The sequence below is a fragment of the Bacillus sp. GW823-FHT06A11 genome (assembly GCF_058795355.1).
The window spans coordinates 14,832-40,296 of record NZ_JBXAHS010000012.1; the positions used below are offsets into that span (position 1 = coordinate 14,832).

Annotated in this window: 23 protein-coding genes and 2 pseudogenes; 13 read left to right on the plus strand and 12 right to left on the minus strand. The window is 33.0% G+C overall.

The window, feature by feature from the left end:
- Positions 1–95 precede the first annotated feature (95 nt).
- The 3 genes from AC1Q8L_RS28630 to tnpA all read right to left on the minus strand — a co-directional run bounded on the left by AC1Q8L_RS28630 (position 96) and on the right by tnpA (position 2,139).
- Positions 96–449: a hypothetical protein gene (locus AC1Q8L_RS28630; protein ID WP_000533251.1), complete on the minus strand. Its 354-nt coding sequence runs from the start codon at positions 447–449 to the stop codon at positions 96–98.
- Between the two features lie 167 nt (positions 450–616).
- Positions 617–1,729 (minus strand): RNA-guided endonuclease TnpB family protein, encoded by a 1,113-nt coding sequence (locus AC1Q8L_RS28635; RefSeq protein WP_492339547.1) that lies wholly within the window; start codon positions 1,727–1,729, stop codon positions 617–619.
- Between the two features lie 11 nt (positions 1,730–1,740).
- Positions 1,741–2,139, minus strand: a complete 399-nt coding sequence (gene tnpA, locus AC1Q8L_RS28640) for an IS200/IS605 family transposase (RefSeq protein ID WP_009327546.1) — start codon at positions 2,137–2,139, stop codon at positions 1,741–1,743.
- Between the two features lie 647 nt (positions 2,140–2,786).
- On the opposite strand from tnpA, the gene AC1Q8L_RS28645 reads away from it, so the two are divergent.
- Entirely contained in the window at positions 2,787–2,939 is a 153-nt protein-coding gene (locus tag AC1Q8L_RS28645) for a hypothetical protein (RefSeq protein WP_176543756.1), read from the plus strand.
- A gap of 444 nt (positions 2,940–3,383) precedes the next feature.
- On the opposite strand, the gene AC1Q8L_RS28650 is transcribed toward AC1Q8L_RS28645, so the two are convergent.
- Positions 3,384–4,376: a DUF4046 domain-containing protein gene (locus AC1Q8L_RS28650; protein WP_098817468.1), complete on the minus strand. Its 993-nt coding sequence runs from the start codon at positions 4,374–4,376 to the stop codon at positions 3,384–3,386.
- 224 nt (positions 4,377–4,600) lie between these two features.
- Between AC1Q8L_RS28650 and AC1Q8L_RS28655 the strand changes: the two genes are divergently transcribed.
- The gene (locus tag AC1Q8L_RS28655) at positions 4,601–6,094 is read left to right on the plus strand and encodes a peptide MFS transporter (RefSeq protein WP_071715014.1); all 1,494 of its coding nucleotides are present in this window, start codon (positions 4,601–4,603) and stop codon (positions 6,092–6,094) included.
- A gap of 702 nt (positions 6,095–6,796) precedes the next feature.
- On the opposite strand, the gene AC1Q8L_RS28660 is transcribed toward AC1Q8L_RS28655, so the two are convergent.
- Positions 6,797–8,179 (minus strand): alpha/beta hydrolase family protein, encoded by a 1,383-nt coding sequence (locus AC1Q8L_RS28660; protein ID WP_141549881.1) that lies wholly within the window; start codon positions 8,177–8,179, stop codon positions 6,797–6,799.
- 523 nt (positions 8,180–8,702) lie between these two features.
- Here AC1Q8L_RS28660 and AC1Q8L_RS28665 point away from each other — a divergent pair.
- Positions 8,703–9,572 (plus strand): hypothetical protein, encoded by an 870-nt coding sequence (locus tag AC1Q8L_RS28665; RefSeq protein WP_000756235.1) that lies wholly within the window; start codon positions 8,703–8,705, stop codon positions 9,570–9,572.
- A 305-nt stretch (positions 9,573–9,877) separates the two neighbouring features.
- Here the strand turns inward: AC1Q8L_RS28665 and AC1Q8L_RS28670 are convergent, their stop codons facing one another.
- Entirely contained in the window at positions 9,878–10,132 is a 255-nt protein-coding gene (locus AC1Q8L_RS28670) for a SunI/YnzG family protein (RefSeq protein ID WP_000900587.1), read from the minus strand.
- Positions 10,133–10,376: 244 nt separating this feature from the next.
- Between AC1Q8L_RS28670 and AC1Q8L_RS28675 the strand changes: the two genes are divergently transcribed.
- Positions 10,377–11,126 carry a M15 family metallopeptidase gene (locus AC1Q8L_RS28675; RefSeq protein ID WP_033657586.1) on the plus strand — a complete coding sequence of 250 codons (750 nt, stop codon included), beginning with the start codon at positions 10,377–10,379 and terminating at the stop codon, positions 11,124–11,126.
- A 1,216-nt stretch (positions 11,127–12,342) separates the two neighbouring features.
- Positions 12,343–13,419 (plus strand): tyrosine recombinase XerS, encoded by a 1,077-nt coding sequence (xerS, locus tag AC1Q8L_RS28680; protein WP_431170253.1) that lies wholly within the window; start codon positions 12,343–12,345, stop codon positions 13,417–13,419.
- A gap of 438 nt (positions 13,420–13,857) precedes the next feature.
- On the opposite strand, the gene AC1Q8L_RS28685 is transcribed toward xerS, so the two are convergent.
- The 3 genes from AC1Q8L_RS28685 to AC1Q8L_RS28695 all read right to left on the minus strand — a co-directional run bounded on the left by AC1Q8L_RS28685 (position 13,858) and on the right by AC1Q8L_RS28695 (position 15,090).
- Complete coding sequence (locus tag AC1Q8L_RS28685) at positions 13,858–14,385, minus strand: NTP transferase domain-containing protein (protein WP_431170252.1); 528 nt, start codon at positions 14,383–14,385, stop codon at positions 13,858–13,860.
- Positions 14,345–14,581 carry an XdhC family protein gene (locus tag AC1Q8L_RS28690; protein ID WP_431170314.1) on the minus strand — a complete coding sequence of 79 codons (237 nt, stop codon included), beginning with the start codon at positions 14,579–14,581 and terminating at the stop codon, positions 14,345–14,347. Before AC1Q8L_RS28690 ends, AC1Q8L_RS28685 begins: the two co-directional genes overlap by 41 nt.
- A 185-nt stretch (positions 14,582–14,766) precedes the next feature.
- Entirely contained in the window at positions 14,767–15,090 is a 324-nt protein-coding gene (locus AC1Q8L_RS28695; protein ID WP_327961292.1) for a hypothetical protein, read from the minus strand.
- Between the two features lie 85 nt (positions 15,091–15,175).
- Between AC1Q8L_RS28695 and AC1Q8L_RS28700 the strand changes: the two genes are divergently transcribed.
- From AC1Q8L_RS28700 to AC1Q8L_RS28710, 3 genes and pseudogenes are all read left to right on the plus strand, one after another.
- The gene (locus AC1Q8L_RS28700) at positions 15,176–15,562 is read left to right on the plus strand and encodes a DinB/UmuC family translesion DNA polymerase (protein ID WP_489886341.1); all 387 of its coding nucleotides are present in this window, start codon (positions 15,176–15,178) and stop codon (positions 15,560–15,562) included.
- Between the two features lie 15 nt (positions 15,563–15,577).
- A complete protein-coding gene (locus AC1Q8L_RS28705) occupies positions 15,578–15,907 on the plus strand; it encodes a YolD-like family protein (protein WP_492339548.1) in 330 nt (109 codons plus the stop codon).
- Positions 15,908–15,939: 32 nt separating this feature from the next.
- Positions 15,940–16,218: pseudogene (locus AC1Q8L_RS28710) on the plus strand (hypothetical protein); the annotation flags it as partial.
- Positions 16,219–16,268: 50 nt separating this feature from the next.
- Here the strand turns inward: AC1Q8L_RS28710 and AC1Q8L_RS28715 are convergent.
- Together AC1Q8L_RS28715 and AC1Q8L_RS28720 are read right to left on the minus strand one after the other, a co-directional pair.
- Positions 16,269–17,276 (minus strand): S8 family peptidase, encoded by a 1,008-nt coding sequence (locus tag AC1Q8L_RS28715; RefSeq protein ID WP_431170248.1) that lies wholly within the window; start codon positions 17,274–17,276, stop codon positions 16,269–16,271.
- Positions 17,277–17,838: 562 nt separating this feature from the next.
- Positions 17,839–19,581, minus strand: a complete 1,743-nt coding sequence (locus AC1Q8L_RS28720) for a patatin-like phospholipase family protein (protein WP_431170247.1) — start codon at positions 19,579–19,581, stop codon at positions 17,839–17,841.
- Between the two features lie 252 nt (positions 19,582–19,833).
- Between AC1Q8L_RS28720 and AC1Q8L_RS28725 the strand changes: the two genes are divergently transcribed.
- From AC1Q8L_RS28725 to AC1Q8L_RS28740, 4 genes are all read left to right on the plus strand, one after another.
- Positions 19,834–20,595, plus strand: coding sequence for a trypsin-like serine peptidase (locus tag AC1Q8L_RS28725; RefSeq protein ID WP_327961608.1), 762 nt, complete (start codon positions 19,834–19,836; stop codon positions 20,593–20,595).
- Positions 20,596–20,734: 139 nt separating this feature from the next.
- Positions 20,735–21,616: a trypsin-like serine peptidase gene (locus AC1Q8L_RS28730; protein WP_098312109.1), complete on the plus strand. Its 882-nt coding sequence runs from the start codon at positions 20,735–20,737 to the stop codon at positions 21,614–21,616.
- A 104-nt stretch (positions 21,617–21,720) separates the two neighbouring features.
- Entirely contained in the window at positions 21,721–21,927 is a 207-nt protein-coding gene (locus tag AC1Q8L_RS28735; RefSeq protein ID WP_257147320.1) for a hypothetical protein, read from the plus strand.
- 325 nt (positions 21,928–22,252) lie between these two features.
- Entirely contained in the window at positions 22,253–23,575 is a 1,323-nt protein-coding gene (locus tag AC1Q8L_RS28740) for a M14 family metallopeptidase (protein ID WP_327961607.1), read from the plus strand.
- 82 nt (positions 23,576–23,657) lie between these two features.
- Here AC1Q8L_RS28740 and AC1Q8L_RS28745 read toward each other — a convergent pair.
- Positions 23,658–24,246, minus strand: a pseudogene (locus tag AC1Q8L_RS28745) (Rpn family recombination-promoting nuclease/putative transposase); the annotation flags it as partial.
- 151 nt (positions 24,247–24,397) lie between these two features.
- On the opposite strand from AC1Q8L_RS28745, the gene AC1Q8L_RS28750 reads away from it, so the two are divergent.
- Positions 24,398–25,249, plus strand: coding sequence for a hypothetical protein (locus tag AC1Q8L_RS28750; RefSeq protein ID WP_327961606.1), 852 nt, complete (start codon positions 24,398–24,400; stop codon positions 25,247–25,249).
- Positions 25,250–25,465: the final 216 nt, after the last annotated feature.

Here is a 25,465-nt window from a genome sequence, read left to right on the forward strand (position 1 = left end):
GATTTATTTGAAAAAGGGAGAGTGATCCACTGAAGAATCCAAGTAATTACTTAATTGAACAAAAGTGTTAAGCAAAAAAGAGCATCTAACATAAGTTAAATACTCCTTGTTTTAAGACTATTTTCAGTTATATCTCTAATGGAATAGTTATCACTAAAATTAACAATAACAGAAACTTTTTGATGTTTATTGTTTATGACATGTCCATGCAGATAAATTTCATGTGTTCTATATTCTTCTGATGGTTTAATTGTTTCGATTACAATATCGAGATTTCTTTCTTTTTTGAAGTAACCGATAGTTATTAGTTCAGCAGTCTTTTTTACTTCTGGCCATTCCTCATTGTATTCTTTTGGAATGAAATGAGCTGACGCCAAAAGTATAAATACAATAGGGATGGTAATAAAAGCTATACTTATAATTCCATAGCGTAATAAGTTTCTTCCCATTAAGTGACACCTACCAATGATGTTGTAGTGAACTACCCGCCACTTAAGATCCTAACGGACTGTTTGAAGTGGGGGCTTCTCGGTTAGTCGTTACTTTTGGTAGCTAACGAATTCGTCCTAAGACAGCCGAGCTAACTCCCTTGTTCCAAGGGTTATTTTATTGCTATCTATGCTAACACCAATAGGCGTATTGCTTCATTTTTGATATTGATAGCTGCGTTATAATCTCTATCGATATTTACACCGCATATACAAGAATAAACTCGCTCAGACAATAACATATTTTTCACATTTCCACAACTGCTACATGTTTTTGTGGAAGGAAACCATTTGTCTATTTTCACAAGCTGTTTGCCTTGTTCATTTAGTTTATAAGCTAAGAAAGAAGTGAACATACCCCAAGCATTATCAGCAACGCTTTTTCCAAAATGAAGTGCTTGCGATATTCCCTTCATATTTAGACCTTCAATAGCGACAACATCAAAATGAGTAGCTAACTCTTTAGACTTATGATGAAGGAAGTTCTTACGTTGGTTTGCTACTTTTTCATGCAGCTTAGCTACACGGATACGTTGTTTATTCCAACGCCCTGAACCTTTTGTACGTCTTGATAATACTCGTTGAGCATTTGCTAATCGGTCTAGCATTTCACGATAGAACTTAGGATAATTGGCTCTCTCATCCTCAGAACTGACGTATAATTGATCCATCGCAAAGTCTAATCCAACAACTGTTTCTACTTCTTTTTGTACGATCTCTTTTTCGTATTCAGTCAAAATGGACACATAATATTTACCAGTAGGTGTCATAGAAATCGTACATGACTTGATTATATGGCCTTGTGGTATTTCTCTATGCTGTTTGATACGTACCATTTTCAGTTTTGGCAATTTGATATGACTGTTAAGCAACATAATATTTCCGTTCACTACATTCGTTGTATAAGACTTTCTGTCTTTTTTGCTTTTGAATGTTGGGAAGTCATTTTGACCACGAAAGAAATTTTTATAGGCAGTTTGCAAGTTTAGTTGAGCATTTGCCAAAGCTAATGAATCCACTTCTTTTAACCACTCAAATGCTGCTTTGTATTTTGCAGGCGTGGGAAGCTTTTGTTTCTTTAGCTGATCCTTATCATCTTTATGTTTTTCATACGCTTCTTTCCGTTCAGCTAACATTCTGTTATACACGAAACGTACACAACCGAAGGTTTTACGCATAAGGTGTGCTTGGTCTTCTGTTGGATACAAACGGAATTTAAATGCTTTATTCTGCTTTGTCATATCATTTCACCTCACTTTTCACTTTGATTTTCAATATATGTTTTTACTACGTCTATTGGCGAACCACCAGTAGTTAGCAAGCAAAAACTTCTTGCCCAAAACATCTCTTTCCAAAGTTTCTTTTTCACTTGTGGAAAGTCTCTTTTAATAAGTCGAGAACTTGCACTTTTATAAGCATTGATGAATTTTGTCATTTCTGTATTAGGGTGTGCCTTGAACAAAATATGAACATGGTCTACATCATGATTCCATTCAACTAATGTGATGTTATAGTTTTCAGATAGTCGAACAAACATATCTTTTGCATAGTCTGACATATCATCATCAAACACATTTCTTCTGTATTTCACGACCAACACAAGGTGATAATATAACAAGAATACTGAATGGTTATTACTATCTAATTTCATTTATATACCAGCCTTTATAATTTATAAGACTGCTTATATCAGAGGCAAAATAAAAAGGAAAACCTTTTGGCTACGCCAAACCGAAATTCATCTCCCACCTACCGTTGGGCTACGCCCTTCACACGCTTGAGGAAGGAGAATTCTTTCGGGAAATTCGTTAAATATGGTCAATAGTCTGTATAATAAACCAACATTAACCAATTTACTATCAATTAAGGTGACAATAGTATTACAAATTTGTAAGGTTTATCAGGTAGAGAAACTAATGAAAAGGATATACAGTCGTTATTTTTCAGCATATCCTCTTCGGAATTTATCAAATACTTAGTTGAATGTCGTTATCTCTATATAGATATTTTATTTGAACAAAAAAATGACCCTTCAATTGAGTAAGAGTCCTAAAAGCAAAGAAAAAGTCCTAGAGGGGACTAGGACTTTTCTACTGAACGATACGATTTATAAAAAGAATATAATTAATATATTATAAGAATGTTTCATAAATGTATCGAAAAAGTGAACATTTTGTTATTCGAATCTAAGTTGAAAACCACATATTTAAGCATGTAGTTTAATAAGAAAAGAGGAACTTAAAATCTGATGAATCTCCACCAATATCGTTTAATTGTCCAATGTAAAGGTGAAAGGATATGAACGAAAAAGCCAATTTAGTAGGAAGTAAATTTAAAAAGTCCTGTATTTTGACAGGACTTTCAAAAAGGGAACAACAGTTAACAACTGAAGATACCTTTATATTACCATTAATGGTAATATTATTCCATGTGTTATGTGTTGAGAAATAATCTCCTATGAGATGAAAAAAGTAACCAATGAAGTTAAGTGAAGAATTGATGTAAAAAGGACATTTGGACCTGTAAGTAATGGATATGAAACATATATTTATAGTCGAGAAAATGAACAGTTCATAAGCTAGAAAGTTTAGCTTGCATATAGCATATGTTGTAAAGACAGGGTGGGGATGAAGTATGGAACGACCGAACGTTAGTATTCGTGGGCTGTACGTTTCTTGGCGCGGGAGTGGGATCTATGTTTGGGAGCGCCCAAGCTGGGTGGCTGATAGGGATGGGCGCTGGGTTTCTTGGTATGGCTTTGACGAGATGTATTGGGAAATAATATAACAGGTTCACTTTCTTCAATAAATAAAGCGATAGGCACATAAGAATGTACTTACATAGGATTTCAAAAAGAGACACCAAAGGGCGTCTCTGCATACTTACATTTCCACTTTAATTATTAAAATACCCTTTTAACATACCTTTAGAAAAACGATTTGGATATAAAGCAATAAGCATCCCGTAGGGGCTTCCTTTCCAATAGCGTTGTAAGGGTGTCCGTAATTTTTGTTTTATGAGCCATCGTTGATTAAATACGTTTAATAGCTGTTTTTCATCCAGTTTTTCTTTCTCTTCAATGGTCCATCTTAATGCTTCTAGTGCTTTACATTTGGACCAAAAGCCAACTGGTGTAACTTTAAATTCCCATTCTTTAAAGCGACCTGGATATAAGTCGTTTATCATTTTAAATGGACTATTTCCCCACATTAATTGACATGGAGACGCTAATCTGTGAGTCTTTAGCCATTTTATACTGTATACATCCAGTATTTGTTCGGGCGATAATTTTTCTTTTTCTTCAATGGTCCATTTCAATGCTTCTAATGCTTTTTCTTTTGTCCAGAAGTTATTGGGCGTCATGAGAAATTCCCATTCTTTAAAACGACTAGGGTACAAATCGTTAATCATTGCAAACGGACTACTATTCCAGTACATAGCCAGAGGGGCACTAAGTTTGTTTTTCTCCAACCATTTTTTTCCGTATACGCGTAAGAGCTTTTCGTTCGATAAACCTTTTTTTTCTTCAATCATCCATTTCAAAATCGTTAATGCCTTTTCTTTCGTCCAAAAATTTAAAGGAGTCATACCAAACTCCCACTCTTTAAACTCACTTGGGTATAAATCATTTATTGCTTTAAAAGGGCTGTTTTCGTATCTATGTTTAAGTAATCCTCGCAATTTATATTTTACAAGTAATTGAGTGTTCCATTTTTTTCTGATGTCTTCCTTATCCCATTTTAAGATACTGTGTAATAAATATGTGATTACTCTGCGGGCGAGCTTATTATCCATATCTTCTTTCCAAGTATTCGGAGGGAATCGTTTCCTTTTTCCATCCAATATTTCTTGATAAATATCTTCAATCGTAACGACTTTCATTGACAATATATAAATCCTCCTACATTTGTATTTATATTTATACAGTATTAACATTCTAATTAATATATCTATATTATATAATTTAAATGAAATCATCACTAAAAACAATATATAATTTATTTTTTCTAAAAAATCTAATCATTTAACTAATTGATATTTGTTTAAATTTTCTATTTTTTGTTATATACTTAATAAACATCATTACATCTGTATATTAGGAGTGTATTTTTATGGAGAAGCTTAACAAAAGCGATATTATTCGCACCGTTCCGCAAAATGGTTTCTTTGGACATCCCAAAGGACTATTTACTTTATTCTTTACAGAATTTTGGGAGCGATTTTCTTACTACGGAATGAGAGCAATATTACTTTACTATATGTACTATTCCATTTCTAAAGGTGGCTTAGGGATGGATCACGCCACAGCTGCATCCATTATGGCTATCTATGGTTCTTTAGTTTACATGTCAGGCATTATTGGTGGGTGGATTGCTGACCGCCTATTAGGTTCAAGTAGAACAATATTTTGGGGTGGCGTTTTAATAATGATCGGTCATCTCATATTAGCTCTACCAGGAACGGTTAGTACACTATTTATCTCAATGGTATTTTTAGTACTTGGAACAGGGTTATTAAAACCGAATGTATCTAGTATTGTTGGTGATTTATATAGTGAAACAGATACTCGTCGTGATTCAGGTTTCAGTATTTTCTATATGGGTATTAATTTAGGAGCACTATTATCTCCGTTTGTGATTGGAACACTCGGTCAAAAGTATAACTTTCACTTAGGTTTTGGTGTGGCTGCAATTGGCATGCTATTTGGATTAATTATGTATGTTCTTACGAAAAAGAAAAATCTAGGATTAGCAGGAACGCAAGTACCAAATCCTTTAACAGACAAGGAAAGAAAAAAGGTCCTTATACAGTTTAGTATTGGTATTATCGCAATTGCACTAGTTTGTGTGTTAACAATTCCAACAGGTATTTTAACGATTGATCGATTTACTTTACTTGTAAGTATCTTAGGTATTCTAATTCCAACAGGCTACTTTGTCTTTATGTACCGTAGTCCAAAGACGACAGAAGTTGAAAAATCTCGCTTAATTGCTTACATACCATTATTTATCGCTGCTACAATGTTTTGGGCGATTCAAGAGCAGGGAGCAATCATCTTAGCTAGTTATGCTGATCAACGTACGCAGTTAAACTTTGCAGGATTTGAGGTTCAATCTTCATGGTTCCAATCTTTAAACCCTATATATATTGTTTTACTAGCACCAGTATTTGCTTGGCTTTGGGTAAAGCTGAATTCACGCCAACCAAGTACAGCAAATAAATTTGCTATCGGTTTATTATTTGCTGGTTTATCATTCTTAGTGATGATTATTCCTGCATATATCCATGGTACCGAATCCCTTGTTAGCCCAATTTGGTTAATCATTAGCTTCCTTCTAGTCGTAATCGGGGAACTTTGTTTATCACCTGTCGGCTTATCTATTACTACAAAGCTAGCACCAGCAGCGTTCTCTGCTCAAACAATGAGTTTATGGTTCTTAACGAGTGCATCTGCACAAGCTATCAATGCGCAGCTTGTTCGATTATATAATCCTGAAACAGAGATTATTTATTTCGGTGTAATTGGCGGAATATCCATTGTTTTAAGTGTTATTTTATATTTCATGGCTCCAAAGATTCAGGTACTTATGAAAGGGATTAAATAATAGAACTGTGCCAAAAACTTGTTACCATGCAGGTTTTTGTGCACAGTTTTTTAGTGCTTTATCGTATGTAAAACTAGCTCCTTTTAAACGAAGAACAACAAAGGCAAATTGATTAGAAGTAAGTCATTTATCAATATGGATGATTAGGAGAAAGCATTTACGGAACCCCAAGTCGAGAGTATTCCGATATTAATATAGTTTATACATCTAACCCTATTTAATAGGTTAGTTTTGAAAGATGGAACTCCCGCATTCAAAAATGATATACATAAATTTCCAAAAGGTCAGCTTATTTTTTGTTTTGGGGTTACTTCAATATCTAAGCTAAATGCCTATGGAGCAAAACTAAAAAAAGACGCCAAATGGCGCCCCCAACTTGGGTTAATGAGGTTTTAGTTTTCCAATCTAAAGAAATTTTGTATAAGCTCACAAAGAGAGTATATCATAACATCCAAGAGAAATAATATGCATTCTTACATATCGAAATAAATCTTGTATTGTTGCACTGACGGACCAGGAATAGTAAGATATGAAGCAAATAAGCGCTGTAAAAATATCAAGTCTAGGATGTACTTACTTGCAAGAAAACCTCAAAAATAATACATACATTACTATAGAAGCGATTAATTTCTGATATGACATGTTTTAATATCAAAAAAGCCATCACGCAATGATGATTGCATGATGGCTTTTGTTGTTTTCTTATTTCTTTGTCTCATTGACCCATGTAACTATGTCCTGGATGACATACGCAGGAACATTGGAAGGGACTTCGTATTCACTAGGGTGACTGAATTCCCCGTCGCCCTCCGTGAAGATGTGATTCAATTTCGGATATTCTTTGAACTGAACATTACTGCGGCTTGAAAGCCCTTCTTGCCATCTCGTAAACTCGTCTTTTACAGTTACTTGATAATCACGTGCGCCTTGCAGAATCAGTAATGGCTCTTTTCGTGATTTCGCTTCTTCAACTGGACGCCAACGAGTCACATCGTACATGAAATGTGGAAAAGGATAATTATAACCAGCTGGTGGGTGATCTGGATCAAAAGTAGGATCCTCGATATAAGCGAATTGTTTTTTTAGTTCATCAATATATTCCTTAGGTGCCCCGAGGTACTGATACTGATCAAGGAGCATGTCAGTAAAAGGACGTGCAGGAGGTGCCATTAAAATACTGCCTCTTACAAGTGATGAAGTTGCTTTGCTTAGTATGCGCGGCATGGTGCCAGCTCCTTGGCTATGTCCGAGAATAAAAATGTTATCTGGGTCAATGCCTTCCTGCTGCGCTGCTGATTTTGCTGCATATATGGCATCATCTGTAGTATCTCGGTCTAATGTAGCAGGTTCTGCACTCATTTTAAAACCGTGTTCTAAGGAACGTTTCTCGTAACGTAACACTGCGATACCGCTTGATGAAAGACCAGCTGCAAGGTCTCTAAAGATTTTAGTTCCCATAATTGTACTGTCACGATCTTGCGAACCAGAACCATGAACAAGAACAACAACAGGCACTTTTTCGCCAGGTTTATGTTTTGGAACCGTTAATGTGGCTGGTAACGGGTATGTAGCATTTCCAATGACGATTTCGCGTTCTTGGTAGAAATCAGGTTGGTCATAGCTAGGATGCGGGATGGTATAAGATTTATCTGGTGTCGTCCTTACGCCAACTTCATCAACTTTACCACCAGGTGTGAATTTAAGGAGTAGTGGAATAGTAGTTCCTTCGATAGCTCCTGGAATTTCAACCGTTTGGTGGACTAAGTTTCGTTCTTTAATAACAGGTGTCCCCATGCTTGTAATCATACTCCCGCCACTTTGTGTCCACCAGTTTTGTAATATGTTTGCCGTAAACTTGGATTGAAAAGCAGCAGACGTCAACTGGAGTGCCTCTGCATATTTACCTTGCTGGAGATAGTCAAAAAATAAAGACGTACGTTCCGTTAAAGAGACTGGTTTCTTTTCTGCGGTTTGTGTCACTTGTGTATCCGCATGAATTGTTGTTGTAAGCGGAAAAGAAGAAACACCTAAAGAAAAGAGTAGGGTAAAAGAAAGTGCTGATTTTTGTAACTTCTTTTTTTTCATCTTTTTCATCCTGTTTAACCTCCAAAATGTAATGGTATGAAATAGAAATGGTAATTAGTGGAATGTTTCCCTATTGGGGTTTCGGTACATGTATGGGGGATTCCTGCATACATATCATAAAAATTCTGTTTGAAAGAGTAGAGGAGTTAATCAATGGTTTTATACATAAACCTTGGCTAAATCATAGAAATCTATAGTTTTTCAAACAATGATTCCAATCTCGTTATGATGTAAGGGAAGAAAAACAAGAAGAGAGGGAGGCATACGATGAAGAAATTTTTATATTTCTCTTCTGTCATCGTTTGATCTCTTTACATAATAAGTTACAGCATTAGTGTGCGTAAATATCGCCAGTTTACTATAACACAAGTCAGATGTTTAACTATATATCGTAATATTAGAAAAGAAAACGATGCCAAAAAACGCTTGGATAGGGGAATATGGACAGTAGAAACAGAATACATATAAGTGTTTTATTATTTTATATAAATAATATTTATCATAAAGAAATCAGGGGTGTTCTATGAAGAAAGTAAAACTGTACATAGTAGCTATTACTTTATTATTGATTACGGGTTGCGCAAAGATGGATACTTCGAAAATAGAAGAAGAATTGCGCAGCTATGATAAAAAGATTAGTTTACATCCATATTCTGACCGTAGTTTATCTTATGAGAATAGAGAAACGCTTGAGGATATGCAATATCTTAATTTTGTTATAACTGGGAATGAAACTTTTCATAACTTGTCACATAACGAAAAAGTAAAAGTGTTAACAGATTGGAAAAAAGAAATTGATAATCAGACTTTGAATACCAGTTTCGATTGCGGAGATTTTAAATGTAGTTTTGATTATGGATCAGTAGTGGTCAAAGACAAAACAGACTTCTATTCGTTTTCTTTCAAGTCAGCACATACAGACATGAAGAAAAATGATGAACGATTCGAACATATAAAATCAAAAGAAGAAGAAGCGAGTGAAACGTTTTATAAAGAGCTAAATCAAAAGATGGAATGGTTTGTGTTGTCTTTGTATAATTTCAAGTTGCGTGGATATCCCTTTAGCTATGAAGAACCTTATCAAAAAAAGAAGACTTTTACACGTTCTTTTGACGAAATAGTGGGGTACAGTGATAAAATTCATGAACTGATGGTCCAAACGAAACAAGAAAATTTGATAGAAACATCTAAACGAATTCAAAATTATACACTTCAATATAATGATGTGTATCAGCCATTGCGTAATAAAAATAAAGAAGAAAAGAAACAGCTAGATTTATTGACATATGAAATTGCAAAAGAATTACTTGTCATTGCCAAGGCGTTTCCAACTCCTAATATGATAGACGAGAAGGTGAAAGAATTCAAAGACATACTTACTAAAGGTCTTTGATTTGTTCTACCTAGTTCTAAAGAAAAAGCTGATTATTGCGCGTCTATTTATCATAGAGAGGATTACGAAAAAGTGCATGAGGTAAACAATAGCACTCAAAATAATGATGATGTGTGGATTTGGTCTTAATTTGATTAGTAATATCATAATCAAAAAAGAAAGATGTTCTTAGGTTATAAAAGCTATACTGAAATGAGTATGGATTATAATATTCATTTCAATTAAATAAAGGAGAGGAGTCTATTCTATGACTTCTCTCCTTTGCTTTATTCGAACTTTGTTTGAGTCTATTTATATGACCATATTTAAGCGAGAATAGCTTTTAAAATCGACACTTTGTTTGTAGTAAATAATACATAATTTTGTTTTACAGTTCTAATTAATATACGGTCAGTTGTCCCGTATGCTGTTCCAATACGGATTGCAGTTGGTTCTTCAACTCCCGCATAGGTAGCATCTTCGGTAACCTCAAGCACCTCACGTAATGGGATTGTAACCTCCGCCAATTGCCATGAAATTATTAACTCTTCTTTTGTTTTTTTTACATCAATACCTAGCATTATACCAAGACCTTTCTATAATAGAATGCTACACTTCTTATCTTATTATAAAAAAATTCAGATTATTTTTCTACACGTATGAATAGAACTGATATTTTAATGGTGTCAAAAGTACGGGAAGATATACTATCAATCTATTAGGAAATACGCTATGAAGAAAAGTTCACAGGGAATTAATATGGATTTGACATGGTTACAGTATGATGAATGAATAACAGTAGGCGTTGCAGGAAGGAAATGTATGATGAGATTTAAATTAGTAGGAACCTTAACTTGTATAGTAGTAATATTAGGTATCTTTATCGTTTACACTAATGTATCTATTGGTAAAGAACCATATAAGACAAACCATGAAACTAGTGAAAACTCCATAAATAATGAAAAAAATAGAAAGCAAAATGTGACTTCAAGAAAGATAGCAAGCTCTTTTGCTAGTATACAGGCTGTAGTAAATAAGGAATATGGTTTACCCGAAGACTATAAGCCAGAGGATTTAGTTGTACCAAATGTACCGTTCTCATTTAGTGGAACGGTAGAAAAGAGTCATCTTCGTAAAGAAGCAGCGGAAGCGTTAGAAAAACTATTTCTTTTAGCTAAGCAAGATGGTATACAGTTGAATGCTGTTTCAGGATTTCGTTCCTATGAGTATCAAAAAGGTCTGTATGCCAGCAATGTTAAAAAAAATGGGCAAGAGCATACGGATCGCTTCTCTGCAAAGCCAGGGCATAGCGAACATCAAACAGGGCTAACAATGGATGTTTCATCTAAAAGTGCGAACAATGAACTAGAGCTATCCTTTGCAAATACGAAGGAAGGCAAATGGCTAAAAGATAACGCACATCGTGCAGGGTTTATCATTCGTTACCCAAAAGGTAAGGAGAATATTACTGGATATGCTTATGAGCCTTGGCATGTACGTTACGTAGGAGATATTGCTGAAAATATATATAAAGAAAAACTAACTTTAGAAGAATATATGAATCTGAAAAAATAAAGTATTGATCTAGTTAATATTAGTAGTGAGAGTGTTAAAAGATAGGATATATACGCATCTGGCACAAACACCATTACAATCCCAGTTGATGATTAAAAGATTAAACGATATATACTGGAGCACAGTTATATAAATCAAATTGGCATATATCATGTAAGTGCGAATGCGGATGTACAGATTCGCACTTACATGAAGCCAAAAGCATACATTACAATAACTTACTTATAATCAGTTTACATAACACATCTCATAGGTATTTGTAAAAAACAAGTGAATAAATCTCAAAATAAAAAGAATACTTATGTCATTGAGATAGAAAGAGAAATTTAGTAGTTATATGTTGAAATCTGTATTTAAATAATATTTAGCGGAATGCTCAGCTAAATCAAGTACAATAAAAAGAATTAAAGGAAATGCTCTATTTCGACATCACAACAATTATATTTTGTAAAATACACCATCTATTTAGTCTTAAGGATTTAAAGTTAACTGATTTGTATTAAAATGTTATACACTGGCTATATCCTATAAGCGACCATTTAATCAATATTAATAATGTATAGCTGAATGTATCTGAAACTAAAAGATATTTAGACTGATGAAAGGTAAGGTATATGATACTTTTATAAAGAGGTGGAAAAATAAATATTCACAACTTCGCACGAAATACCAATTTTACGAACAATAAGATATATAAATAAAAATCTAATACAGTATTTAGGGATTTCGAGCTCGATAGCATGAATCTCTGTATATTGGTATGTGTCCATATAATTCATATTTTATATAGGAATCATTAAATACTGAACTATTCATTGAAAATATTCATAGTAAATTACCTTTTACTATATAGGATTTTTTCTTATGTTGATCTAATTAACTCCTCATAATTATAATTAAATTAACCAATTCATGTTAGATAACGAATTTTAAACTGTTTTCATATATTGATTTTTTGTATGAATTTATATATAAAAATTGTTTTATTTTATGTACATTTATATGTAGTTTTTGCACAAATTTTTATGGTCTTATACAAATTTATCACTTAGTTAGCTATAATTTTCATTTGACTAACTACACTATACCATTCAGTTTTGAGCATATTTTTGTATTTCATAATTTAATTATGTAAATAAGTTTGTGTAAAAATTGAATTTAACGCGAACTTGTGTTCGTGTTATTTTTCTGTTATATTATATATGAGGTGATTTTTATGGATTACAGCAAACAACGTCAAAAATCCGTACATCGTAAAAAATTATACGAGAATTTAAAAGAAATGCCCTTTTACATAGAAGAATTTGTGGAGTACAAAGAATTGCATGATGCCTCTCCCTCCACCCTACTGAATTATGTATATGATTTTAGAGTCTTCTTTAATTGGCTATTATCTGATCAAATTATCGAATTTAAGCCCATTAAAGACATATCCTTCTCTGATTTGGAGAATTTAAAGAAAAAAGATGTTGAGAACTTTATGAGATTTTTAAAACTACAACAAAACATGCAGAATTCCTCTGTTAACAGAAAAATTTCGGCCTTAAAGTCTTTATTTAAGTACCTCACCTCCCTATCAGAGAATGAAGATGGAGAATGCTATTTTTATAGAAATGTAATGGCTAAAATTGAAATACATAAAGATAAAGAAACATTAAATGCTCGTGCAAAACGTATGAGATCTAAAATATTCCATAATGATGATGATCAAGAATTTCTGAATTATGTTAAGTACGAACATGAAAAATCTTTAACAAAACATCAATTATTCTATTTCCTAAGAGATAAAGAACGTGATGTAGCTATTCTCTCCCTCTTTCTTGGTAGTGGTATTCGTGTAAGTGAATTGGCCGATCTCCGTATGGAAGATATAAACCTAAAAGAAAGACTAATCGATGTAATTCGCAAAGGAAATAAAGAAGATTCAGTATGGATTACCCCAATTGCATTGAGTGATCTTGAAAAATATATGGAAATTAGAGATAGGAAATATGCTCCAGGGAAAGAATTACAAAATGTATTCTTATCGAGGTATAAACATACTGCACAGCCTCTTTCTGTTAGGGCTATCCAAGATATAGTAGAAAAATATACTAAAGCATATGGAAAAAGAATGTCTCCTCATAAATTAAGACATACATTAGCAAATAAATTATATATGGAAGAAAAAGACTCATTGCAAGTGATGCAACAACTTGGGCATACCAGTCAAGATACAGCTTTGCTATATACACAACTTGGGGAAACAACTATTAAAGATAGTTTAGGCAGAATAGGAAAGAATAAGGAATAAAAGTTCAGCAATACAAAATTGCTGAACTTTTATTTTTTTCATTGATAATAGATAGTGATTTAAAATTTATATTAAATTCACTTCATTTTGATATTTATTATGTAATAAATATATAGTTTGAATTATACTTTAATTAGAATTTAAACTCTCTTTTGATAGTTAACATAAGGATTTAAAATTTGTAGTTTAAGTTTATTTTGTCTCCTCCTCTGCTATTGTACAAGGACAAGAATCTCTAAACTATTTAGACAAGAAAGTCTAAACTTTCACTTTGACGTATTTATTGAAGCAAGAAACTATAAAATTAATATTAATAAATCAATTATTTATAGTAATCTAATTTTAATTAAGACAAAAATAAAGCTTAGAGTCATGTGAAAACCATGAGCTTTATTGGATATTATTGTATAAACTCGAAATTAAACATATAGATATCCTTTATAGTAGCGAATTCTTAATTACATTATAATCCTCTATTGTATCCACATCATAAAATAATTTAGCATCGCTATATACAGTAATCTTACCTTGAAAAGACTTGTCAAAGAAAATGGAGCGCGCACCTTGAAAGCTAGCAGCTACATAATCGAGCTGTGGGAGGTGCTCATAACTATCTATTAATGAATTTAAAAGCTTAACTGTAATAAAGGGTTGATCTGCAAGCATTACTACTACTCCATCAGCATTCATACTTTCTGCCTTTTCTAAACCACAATGGAGAAAGTAAGATTGACCCAGACATGATTTTTCACAAGAGAGAATATGAACCCTTTCAACTTGTGTATAATGTAACAACCAAGACGGTTGATTTGAAACTACTATAACATCACTCAAATTGGACGAAAGTGATGTATATAATGCTTTATTCCCAAGTAATGTATTTCCAGTTGGAAGGTACAGCTTATGTAACCCTGGACCTGTTCTTCTACTCTTTCCAGCTGCTAGATATATCCCCACTATTTTCATCGTTCTTCATCCTCATTATTTGTATCATTTCTGCCATAATGCTTATAGCAATTTCCATTGGTCCCTCGGATCCAATGGGTAAACCAGCAGGAGAGAAAATCCATTTAGGTTTATACAGTCCTCCTAGCAAACGTGCGGTACGATATCGGGACCCTAAAATACCTAGATAGAATCTTTTTTGGAAAACCGACAACATGCCTATCCGCTTCTGGAAACCGTAGCGGTGTGCATAATCCCTCTCTCCAATCACAAATAGTAACAAAAAATCCTGTTTTTTTGTTAAGGAGACAAGTGGCTTGGCATCTTCTCCTGCACCAATTACAAACAATTTTGGTCGTGGTTCAAAGCAATATACATATAGATGTTGAAACCAACCATTTTTTAATTTAGAAAGTGCTGGAATTTCTCCTTCCCAATCTCCAAATTCATGTCCTTCTTCGCTAAAAAAAGAGTCTTCGATTTTAATAAATCTTTTATCATCCAGACACGTAGCCCTTTTTCTGTATATCCTCTTACTTTTCGTAAATACTCTTGATATATATAATTCCCTTTTTCTAGTAATATATAAATAATTCCATTACACCCTACTCCCCATGATAAATCATTTTCTTCCCTCATATCGAATTCATGTATGCTCCATTTTTCATTAATTAAATCTTTAGTATAAAGATAAAGTCCTTCCTCGATACACCTCGCGCTGAGCATTCCAACCTTTGTCCCATCTAGCCCAAATAAATTAAACTTACTTCTTCTAGAGCAAATTGAAGAAACTTGTTTTCGTTTACGCTCTATGGATAAATGCTGTCGTACTGTTGAGCTTGCTATAGGTTATAGCAAATACATCGGCGGAGGATTTAAACGAGCAATTACATTAGATCAACCGTCATGCTTAACAGAAGATGTTTATGAGGCCTCATTGCAACTATTAAAAAGGTTTCACTCTGGACATCGGGTGCGCCAAATACATATTACATTAAAAAATTTGACCAGGGATGATGCAATTCAAATGTCATTGTTTGAAGATACTCTTCAAAAAGATACTAAAAGGAAATTAGCAAAAACAATGGATAGTATACGGCATAAACATGGTAAAAATTCAATTATGAGAGGTAATAGCTATGTTAGAGGTGCTACGCAAAGGGACAGAAACGGAAAAATAGGTGGACATAAAGCATAAGGAGGAATACAGATTATGATTGATAGAGGTATGATGCGATGGGTTCCATTTTCAGCAATAAAAGAACAGTTTAAAGGATTAAATGAATTGTATGAAAAACAAAATGAAGTACCAATGCCTATTTTAGATGAACAAAAATTAGAACATATAAATGAAATAGTGTGTTGTGCAATGGCTGAAAATAAGGAAGTAAGTATTTCATACCAAAAACAGAACAAGGTATATTCCGAAGTGGGCTATATTCATTACCACGATATGGTCTGTAATGAATTAAGATTTAGGAACCAACATGATAATGTACAATATATAAAAATCAATCATGTCACAGATATAAAATATACATAATAATTTAAAAAATATTAGGTGGAGGAGTTATAATGAAAAGTCAAAAAGAGCTTATCTATCATTTTAGAAAGTTTTGGGACTTTGAGTATATTGCTTTAGAGAAAAAAGGTTTGGGCTTTCCAGAACTAGAAGAAGCCATTTTCAATTATAACATGCATAAATATGATGAGAATTTAAAATTTCAAGAATGTTGGGTACATCGTGAATTTGTGGATGGAGAGGAATTAAGAACAGTTCAAATCACATATGAAGATAGTAATATCAATAGAGCTGTTCGTTTATGGGGATCTAAGAGAGAGAAAGATGGAAAAGCCACTTCACGTTATTGTGAAGAAGCTTTTCCACCAAATTAAACTTTTTATCATTGATTTGTATTTGGGAAAGTTCTATAACCCTCTGTTAAGTCTAATAATCCGTTACCTTCGACTCTACGGTCAAGTCCTAATGAGACTGTACGTTTAATAAGTTGAGCATAAATTTCAGTTTCTGTTAGAGTGCGTTTGAAATCATCTTCACACTGTTTAATAATAAGTGCTGAAGCACCTGATACGTGCGGCGCTGCCATAGAAGTTCCGCTAAGTGTAGCATAACCATCTTTAATTCCGTCTCTATTATCCTTATCTTTAGGATAAGTCGATAAAATACCGGATCCAGGAGCTGCTAAATCATTATCAATGTTTGTATTTGAGAAATCCACGAATTTACGATCTAATGTAACTGCTGCAACGGATATAACCTCTGGATATTTAGCTGGATAACTACACTCATCTTTATCAGGGCTACCATCTCCACCGCTACCGCTATCCCCTTCGTTCCCAGCAGCACAAATAATTAAAATTTCATTCTTAACTGCTTCTTTTATAGCTTTATGAAGAGCATCATCATCATCGGGACTTCCAAATGACATATTTATAATACGAATGTGATCTTCTTTACTATGCTCTTGATTCCATTTAATACAGTCATGTATAGCTGTTATGATATCTTTATTAAAGGCTGTAGGTCGATTTGGGATAGCAGTTGGAGTGAATACTCTATAGATAGCAAGCCTTGCTTGAGGAGCAACACCAAAAATGCCTGTTCCATTTGCTGCAATTGTTCCTGCTACATGAGTACCATGTCCGGCAATATCAGAAAAATCCGATTCATTACCGCGTTCTGTAGTGTTCTTTCCAAAAAGAATACGATCTTTTAAATCAGGATGATTTTTATCGCATCCTGTATCTAAAATAGCAACTACGATGCCTTTACCTTGCTCACTATCATCCCAAACTTCAGGAGCTTTAATCATCTTCACCCCTGGTGGTGTTTTTTCGTCTCTGCCGTCTGCTGTTTCAATTGTATAAGGTGCTATTCGATAAGTAGTCATTGTAAATACCTCCTTTTTATTAACAAACATCAATTAGCATGCTCATTTGAATTATATTTATTCTAGATATTTGGAATAAAAAATGAATGGATTTAAGGGTGTGTATTATGGTTAAACCAAAATGATAATAGGAGAATTATTCAATAACAGTTAAGAGATAAAGGGTTTTTTAGCGTTTAGTTATTTGTATCAGGATGGGGTTAAATCCACTTTTTACAAAAATATCATTAGTTGGTGATGTGAATGAGAACGACTTAAAAGCAATAGGTACAATTTCAACATTAAAAGTAATGAGCTTGAAAAGGATATCAAACCTATACAATGTTGTAGTTTTTTAAAGAAACATAGACTTTCTTGTAGAATATACAAAGTGAATTCCTCCTTCAGGATTTTCGGAGTTTGGTCACTTCAAAAATTTCTATATTTAGGGGTGAATTTTTTATGTCCTTAGAGGTCCTATAGCTTTTGGAGTGGGAAACGTGCAAAATGCTCAAATAGATATAGAAAAACCGGTTTCAAATATTAGAACCGGTTTTTCTATATCTATTTATCTTTATATTTTTCACTTTATTTTTACCTTTTTTAATACTTTAAAACTACCTAAGTATAGAAATAGTCGATCAAAAGTGATTAGATAAAGTCCAATAAATACAAACCCTGTTAAAGATACAAGAAGAAATGGTAACAAATTTATCAAGAACCATACAGAAAGAATTCTTTGTGAAAAAAATTTTAATCCTTTGTATACTATAAAGAGGGTGATTAAAAAGAGAATCAATAATAATAATTGACCTTTTGATATTGATTCATCTGCCCAGCAAATAAACTTTGAACCGAAAGTACTTATAATAGTTCCACATATAAGTACAACCAATAAAATAGTTATAAACTTTACCAACAAATTTATTCTAATAGCCTTAAAAAATCGTTTGCTTGCAGTTTCAAGGAGATTTTTATAATAAGAATCCATAACAGGTGATGAAATCCAAGAATCAATCTTAAAAAATTGATATCTTTCCTCTTTTAATGCAGTATTTGTAACAAAATTTTTTATATTTACTTTATCCAATTCATATTGACTTATTCTATAGCCGTTAAGCATTAGAGAAAAAGCTTCTACTTCTGAAAAAGAGTCCAAATCTGTTCTGATACCAGAAAGAAGGTTTTGAACATCTGTATTGACCCCGAAAGTCTCGCAAGGTTGTTCCGTGTTATAAAATTTCGATTCTTCTTTAAGGTTGTGTCTCTCATCAAAGTAGGAAACTTCCTTTACGGGCAATCCTTTCTTTAAATGTAATAGGGCAACATTATCTGAATGTTCCTTAATTATATTGGACAGCTGTTGCTCTCGTAGGTTGTCCGCTAGTATACCATTTGAACGTTTGATTACATTGGATATCTGTACATTAGGCTCCCTTTCATCTTTTAATTGTGCTGATGCATCACTTAATATAAAATGTGTGCAATTTAAGCGTTTATCTAGTAATCCTCTAATCCCTTGATTATCGTGGACACCACCATCAACTAATTGTAATCGTACCTTCTCATCATAAAGGTCACTAATAGCAAGAGGAGCAAAAATTCCAGGTACACAGGCTGAAGCGGCAACGGCTAAACCCAATTCAAAATCTTCGTGTTTGTATATGTCTTCATATGATGTTATTTTTTTTAATCGAAAGTTTTTATCAAATTTTTTTCTGAATTTGTCAATCTGTGTTTCGCCCATATCCGAAGCACTAAAACACCAGTTATGACCATTATTTAAGATGGTTGCATTAATAAGAAGTATTGGTACTTTTGCACTTCTATTTTTATTATCCTTAAGTGGGTGAAAAGAATTACTCTCACAGCAGGGTTTGATAATTAGCTCTTTCATTTTTATAGGTTGGGTGTTATTTGCATCAAGAACTTTTCTGTATAAAAATTTATCATAAAGCTCTCCAATATGATCACTTCGTGAGTAATTAGGAAGAATCATTTTTATATTTTTTATTGGATTAAGAAAGGTTCTTAAACGCAAATTCTTTTGGATTGCTTTTAGAAAATCAACTTCAATTTTTGCAACAATCTTCTGGTAGTCTTCATCTTTAATTTCAACATCTCTCTTTTCTTCCAGTAGTTTTTTTAAATGAAGATAATAAAGCGCGCCAATAATAGAGCCACCTGAAACCGTAGAAATTATTTCAACAGAACGAAGCAACCCCAAATCAGCTAACCTTGCGAGTACTCCAATATGATAGAAAGATGCTCTAAATCCCCCACCGGAAAGGGCAAGTCCTAATTTTTTATTATTTTCCTCTTTCATAACCAAAGTCTCCTTTTTTGTTCTTTAAAACTTCGATATCACTAACTAAAATTTATGTTTTCTTTTTTTATAATTTTTATGCTATGAACAATTAATAAATCAAGAATTGCCCTTATCAATTCTTCAAATCACAGCTTTTTATTTTTTATACGTAATATTTGGTTCTGGTGCAAAAACTTCAGAACAACTGCAATAAATCTACAACTCTTGGACATATTGATACTACTAATCTAAAGAAGGTGCGTGATTGGTATGGAAAAGGAAAATCAACATGTTGAACGATACGATGGTACACTAGGTGTAACAAAAGAATTTGTCGATGCTCATCAGGCTCCTGTAGGACAACTTCAATGGAATTATGACTTAGCATCAAAGTATACACACCCTGGAAATGTTTCTGGAATGAAATCCAATTCTGGTACACTTATTTCAGATGATTTATTTTTAACTGTTGGCCATTGTTTTGACCAACAACAAAATGGTTGGGCCGTTCCACGTATCAATGGGACAAATAATTCTATTTCATCTCAAGAAATTGCTAAAAACATGAAAGTAAATTTTAACTATCAAGTTGATCCCTCTAACACGCCAAAACCTGTACAATCTTTCGCAGTTCTTGAATTAATAGAATATCGTCTTGCAGGATTAGATTTCGCTATCGTTAGGCTAGATGGAAAATCAGGACAAATTTTCGGTCATACCAAAATCGCAAAAACAGATGCTAAGCTGAACGACACGCTTTGCATTATTCAACACCCCAATGGAGAAATGAAACAAGTAGATGCTGGATCAGTAACGTTTTTACAAGATGGTGATGAACGAATCGGATACAACTCTCTTGATATGCTTCCGCTAACTTCTGGAGCTGGGATACTACTTTCACCAGATGGAACACTCGTCGGAGTTCATACAAATGGAGGATGCGATAGTAGTGCACAAGGTTTTAACTATGGCGTTAGAATTTCTTCACTTCTTATAGTATCGCCTACCCTTCAATCTATAAGTAACTCTTAATGTATAATTTTCGATAAATCTATACGTATGGAATTATAAATATTTTTTTAGGAGATAAAGCGTCAAGAAGAATTTCTCGTATAATAAACATACTCATTGTAGAAAATATCATTGAATAATAGAAGGGGGTTATTTGTGTATGGATAGAAAAGAAAAAGTTAGTAAACCAGATATCGCAGAATTTCATTCTTTAGAAACGGAAGAGCTTCCTCGGTTTCCGGTGGCATTTGTTAAACCAGCGGGCGTTGAAAGCTTTTGTGGAGCAGATGACTTTCAACCTGTTGAACGATACGATGGTACACTAGGTGTAACAAAAGAATTTGTCGATGCTCATCAGGGGCCTGTGGGACAACTCCAGTGGAATGATGACTTAGCATCAAAATTTACACATCCTGGAAATGTTTCAGGAATAAGATGGGGTTCTGGTACACTTATTTCAGAGGAACTATTTATAACTGCTGGTCATTGCTTTGATCAAAATCCTGATGGATGGACTGTACCCCGTATCAATGGAACAAATAACCCTATTTCATCTCAAGAAATTGCTAAAAATATGAAATTGAATTTTAACTATCAAGTTGATTCTTCTAACACGCCAAAACCTGTACAATCTTTCGCAGTTCTTGAATTAATAGAATATCGTCTTGCAGGATTAGATTTCGCTATCGTTAGGCTAGATGGAAAACCAGGGCAAATTTTCGGTCATACCAAAATCGCAAAAACAGATGCTAAGCTGAACGACATGCTTTGCATTATTCAACACCCCAATGGGGAAATGAAACAAGTAGAAGCTGGACCAGTAACGTTTCTAAAAGATGGTGATGAACGAATCGGATACAACTCTCTTGATACACTTCCGGGATCTTCCGGATCCGGGATATTACTTTCACCAGGTGGAACACTCGTGGGAGTTCATACAAATGGAGGATGCGATAGTAGTGCACAAGGTTTTAACTATGGCGTTAGAATTTCTTCACTTCTTATAGCATCGCCTACTCTTCAATCTATAAGTAATAACTAATGGTTCTGTTGCAAATTTTTAAAAAAGCATAAACAGGTTGGTAAATGAGGAATAATGTTTAGGAAGTAGCTAGTAATAGCACCAAATCAAAGCGGACAAAAAGATTGCCTACACATTATTATGGGAAATTAGGAAATGTACTAGACTTTATTTTTGTATCTAATGCACTTAATGAGAAAAATAAAGAATACATTGGTCGAGTAAGTGAATATAAGGTGTTTGACAGGCATTTAAAATGTGATGATATTGAAAATGAAACACAATCTGATCATGCTCAAGTAATGGCCACTATAAAATTCAAAGAAAATTAGTACTAATTTTAGTAAGTGGAGAGTGTACATGTTGATAGCATGTCACTCTTTTTTATTAATTAATATATACGATTTTATTCTTACTGTAACAAAGTATAAACATACGGTAGCATATAAAAGCATAAACAGTAAAATCTAACAACACAAAATTAGCCATTGGTAATGTATAAAACCTAAAAATAATGATTTTTTTTAAGTTAACCAATGTATGTCTACAATTCAATTTAAATATTACACATATTGGATGTTTATTGGGTGTAATAAACGTCTATACTACTTGCGTAAATTAATTTTTATATTAAAAATATAATTGGGAGATGAATGTATGAATTTATATTCTGTTCGGATAAGTAGCAATTCAAAGGAAAAAATGCTCAATTTAAAGAGTTTTAATTTAGATTTACAATATCGAGTAACAAAGAAAATAGACACAGACTATTATGAAGTTCCAGGCATTTTATCAGATAATCAAATTGACAAAGTCAAACAAGCTGGTTATCAAGTAGACATTATTGATGATTTAAACATCATTATCAAGGAAAGACAAGGAGAAATATCCTCCAGTAATAGATTCATTACTTCTGATTTCATGTTAGAAGAAGAAACAGTTCGAGGAGGATATATGACAGTAGAGGAGATAGAAACTGTTCTTCAGCAATTAGCCAATCAATTTCCAAACTTAGTAACCTTGATTCAACTTCCTAACCAAACATGGGAAGGTCGTACATCGCATGCTATACGTTTAAAAGCTGGAACGAATTCGAATAGAACTGGAGTTTTGTTCACAGGCAGTGTGCATGCCAGAGAATGGGGCGGTTCTGATATATGCATCAATTTTTTACGGCAGTTAATTACTGCTTATCAATCTCAAACTTCACTTAGCTTTGGAAACAAAACATATACATTTGCTCAAGTTCGCACTTTTATGGAAAAACTTGATATTTTCGTGTTCCCTGATGTAAATCCAGATGGAAAACATCATTCACAGACAGCAGAGACAATGTGGAGAAAAAATCGAAATCCAAATACAAGTACTGGTGGTCATAATTTAGGAGTAGATATTAATCGTAACTTTGATTTTCTGTGGACTAGTGGAATCGGAACATCGAATAATCCCGCAGAAGAGATTTATAAAGGAACAGCACCTTTTTCGGAACCTGAAACAAAAAATGTTAAGTATCTCTTAGATACTTATCCTAATATTCAATATTACGTTGATATCCATTCTCATGGGGGATTAATATTATGTCCTTGGGGTGATGATGATAATCAAGAAACGGATCCGAAACAAAACTTCCAAAATCCAATTTTTGATGGAAAACGCGGAAAAACAAATGATACTGTGTATCGAGAATATATATCTAGTACAGACCAAAACACTTTTTTTGATTTGGCCACAAAAATGAATGAAGCTCTCCATGCTGTACGCGGCAAATCTTATACCGTCCAACAAGGTATTGAACTATATGCAACGTCAGCAACTGCAGAGGATTACGCCTATAGTCGTAATTTTGTTGATCCAAATAAAAAGAAAGTTTACGCTTTTACAATAGAATTTGGACAAGAATTTATTCCACCATATGAAGAAATGCTACTCATTATAAAAGATGTAAATGCTGCAATGACAGAGCTGTGTTTCACTATCTAAAGTAACAAATAAATATACAGAAAGAAGCTTCAATAAAGTGTATATACCATTGAAGCTTCTTTCTGTTTTTCTGCGTCTCAATTTAGGGGTATAGCGATATATTAATTTTTATTTGAATCTTTTTTATCATTGTAAATTTTTTTATTTCTTCAATACGTAAATTTGTAAACCTTGCAATATCTTCTATTGGCATTCCATTTTTGTGCATACCACGAATAAGTTGCATTTTCCCTTCTTCTACTCCCTTTTTCCATTACTTTTTTAATCCCTTGTTGCTTTACATGAGCGAACTTAGCGGCCTCATCCATGAAAGCTTTTTCCCTTGCTTCATACGCTTGTCGGAAAGAAGGATCTTGACTCATACGTTCCCATTTATCCATTGCTTTTTGTAAAATAGGGTCTTGTTTCATCGTAATATCCTCCAATGTTTGGGTTAAGTGTTCATCTTCATTCGCTGGCAGTAGTAATAACCAACGAACAAAGGAATCTTCCCAGGGATTTACTTGTTCATTACGCTACTGTTGCATGAGTTTTGGAATCTCTACAATATGAATTTCTATGTCATCACTTAATACCTTCTGTTATTTTTGATTCCATAGAGTTCCTGTTGTATGGAATGCTTCGTATTTAGAAAACATAACGAAATTTAACAAATTAATCGTAATTGTTTTATCCACTCTTCAAGAATTGTTAATGTTTTATTTGCTGCACCCATCTCTATTTGTATATCAAAGAAACATTTATGTCCTTTGTTTTGACCGTTTAATATAAACATAATAATATATAGATATAAATACTTAAAAATATATAGGAGGTCATATCTTGGCAAAAAAGAAACGTTCTTCACAAACACAAAATGTTCAAAGGCGTAAACAAGGAAATTCAAACACTTCTTCTGTATCAACTGAAAACACTAACTCAAAAGAATGTAATATGCTTCTTACCACATTTAATCAAGCTGCTATTATAGTGTTAGTATTTACAGCTTTAGCCTACGCATATGCTGCTTTATTTAAATATGGATATCATACTTATTATGATTTAACTGATTATTCTTTGTTAAAAATAGATACAAGTGATTTAACTCATTATTTTTTGACAATATTCCCTTGGTTAGCAGCTTCTTTAATTATTTATATTCTTTTAAGATATGTTTTCCTTATACCAGAATTACTGTTAAAGTTAAAAGGAGTTAAAAGTAAAATAATTCTATCATTGATGATCTTATTATTTATCAGCCCTCTAATAGGGTGGATCTTTAAAATAGATATATATAGTAACTGGTACATATCAATCTGGTGTATTACTTATGTATTTACATTGGCATATGATTTTCTTCCTCTCATTGTACAAAAATATATACAGGTGATTTTATCACCATTTAAACCATTTAAAATAATTGTAGTTTTAATTTTTATTTTGGTGTTAGGGTTCATTTCTTTTAGATTAGGTGTAGAATCTGCTGAAGGACAAAGGAGATATTTAATCTTCAATCAAAACAATCAAGACCAAATTGTAATTAGCAGTAGTGGTAATTACTTAATAACCGCTCCTTTCAATAAGGATAAAGAAACAATAGAACCAACATTTTATGTTATGCCTATAAAAAATCAAATAATCTTAAAAACAAAAAAACTATCTAAAGCTCTAAAAGTAAGCTCAGTATATGAGTAAGAAATATGGACGGTATTATCCTTGTATTAGTTATAAATTTAATCAAGTCTACTGTAATTACACAGATTGAAATATCTATTCAATTTCAAAAATATTACAGGTAATGTATATAAAAAGATCACTTGTCTTGGAAACAAGTGATCTTTTTATTAGATAAATTGCTACTTGCCAACAGCAGGTAGTTGTTATCCTATTCATATGTTCAATAGATATTAT

What these genes read in the sequence shown, in the direction of transcription:
- AC1Q8L_RS28635 (WP_492339547.1), bottom strand. Translation starts at nt 1,729, where the DNA reads ATGACAAAGCAGAATAAAGCATTTAAATTCCGTTTGTATCCAACAGAA.
- AC1Q8L_RS28645 (WP_176543756.1), top strand. Translation starts at nt 2,787, where the DNA reads ATGAACGAAAAAGCCAATTTAGTAGGAAGTAAATTTAAAAAGTCCTGT.
- AC1Q8L_RS28675 (WP_033657586.1), top strand. Translation starts at nt 10,377, where the DNA reads ATGAGATTTAAATTAGTAGGAACCTTAACTTGTATAGTAGTAATATTA.
- AC1Q8L_RS28685 (WP_431170252.1), bottom strand. Translation starts at nt 14,385, where the DNA reads ATGAAAATAGTGGGGATATATCTAGCAGCTGGAAAGAGTAGAAGAACA.
- AC1Q8L_RS28725 (WP_327961608.1), top strand. Translation starts at nt 19,834, where the DNA reads ATGGAAAAGGAAAATCAACATGTTGAACGATACGATGGTACACTAGGT.
- AC1Q8L_RS28630 (WP_000533251.1), bottom strand. Translation starts at nt 449, where the DNA reads ATGGGAAGAAACTTATTACGCTATGGAATTATAAGTATAGCTTTTATT.
- AC1Q8L_RS28665 (WP_000756235.1), top strand. Translation starts at nt 8,703, where the DNA reads ATGAAGAAAGTAAAACTGTACATAGTAGCTATTACTTTATTATTGATT.
- AC1Q8L_RS28720 (WP_431170247.1), bottom strand. Translation starts at nt 19,581, where the DNA reads ATGAAAGAGGAAAATAATAAAAAATTAGGACTTGCCCTTTCCGGTGGG.
- AC1Q8L_RS28705 (WP_492339548.1), top strand. Translation starts at nt 15,578, where the DNA reads ATGATTGATAGAGGTATGATGCGATGGGTTCCATTTTCAGCAATAAAA.
- AC1Q8L_RS28740 (WP_327961607.1), top strand. Translation starts at nt 22,253, where the DNA reads ATGAATTTATATTCTGTTCGGATAAGTAGCAATTCAAAGGAAAAAATG.
- AC1Q8L_RS28660 (WP_141549881.1), bottom strand. Translation starts at nt 8,179, where the DNA reads ATGAAAAAAAAGAAGTTACAAAAATCAGCACTTTCTTTTACCCTACTC.
- AC1Q8L_RS28695 (WP_327961292.1), bottom strand. Translation starts at nt 15,090, where the DNA reads ATGCTCAGCGCGAGGTGTATCGAGGAAGGACTTTATCTTTATACTAAA.
- AC1Q8L_RS28700 (WP_489886341.1), top strand. Translation starts at nt 15,176, where the DNA reads ATGGATAAATGCTGTCGTACTGTTGAGCTTGCTATAGGTTATAGCAAA.
- AC1Q8L_RS28690 (WP_431170314.1), bottom strand. Translation starts at nt 14,581, where the DNA reads ATGTTGTCGGTTTTCCAAAAAAGATTCTATCTAGGTATTTTAGGGTCC.
- xerS (WP_431170253.1), top strand. Translation starts at nt 12,343, where the DNA reads ATGGATTACAGCAAACAACGTCAAAAATCCGTACATCGTAAAAAATTA.
- tnpA (WP_009327546.1), bottom strand. Translation starts at nt 2,139, where the DNA reads ATGAAATTAGATAGTAATAACCATTCAGTATTCTTGTTATATTATCAC.
- AC1Q8L_RS28655 (WP_071715014.1), top strand. Translation starts at nt 4,601, where the DNA reads ATGGAGAAGCTTAACAAAAGCGATATTATTCGCACCGTTCCGCAAAAT.
- AC1Q8L_RS28670 (WP_000900587.1), bottom strand. Translation starts at nt 10,132, where the DNA reads ATGCTAGGTATTGATGTAAAAAAAACAAAAGAAGAGTTAATAATTTCA.
- AC1Q8L_RS28730 (WP_098312109.1), top strand. Translation starts at nt 20,735, where the DNA reads ATGGATAGAAAAGAAAAAGTTAGTAAACCAGATATCGCAGAATTTCAT.
- AC1Q8L_RS28715 (WP_431170248.1), bottom strand. Translation starts at nt 17,276, where the DNA reads ATGACTACTTATCGAATAGCACCTTATACAATTGAAACAGCAGACGGC.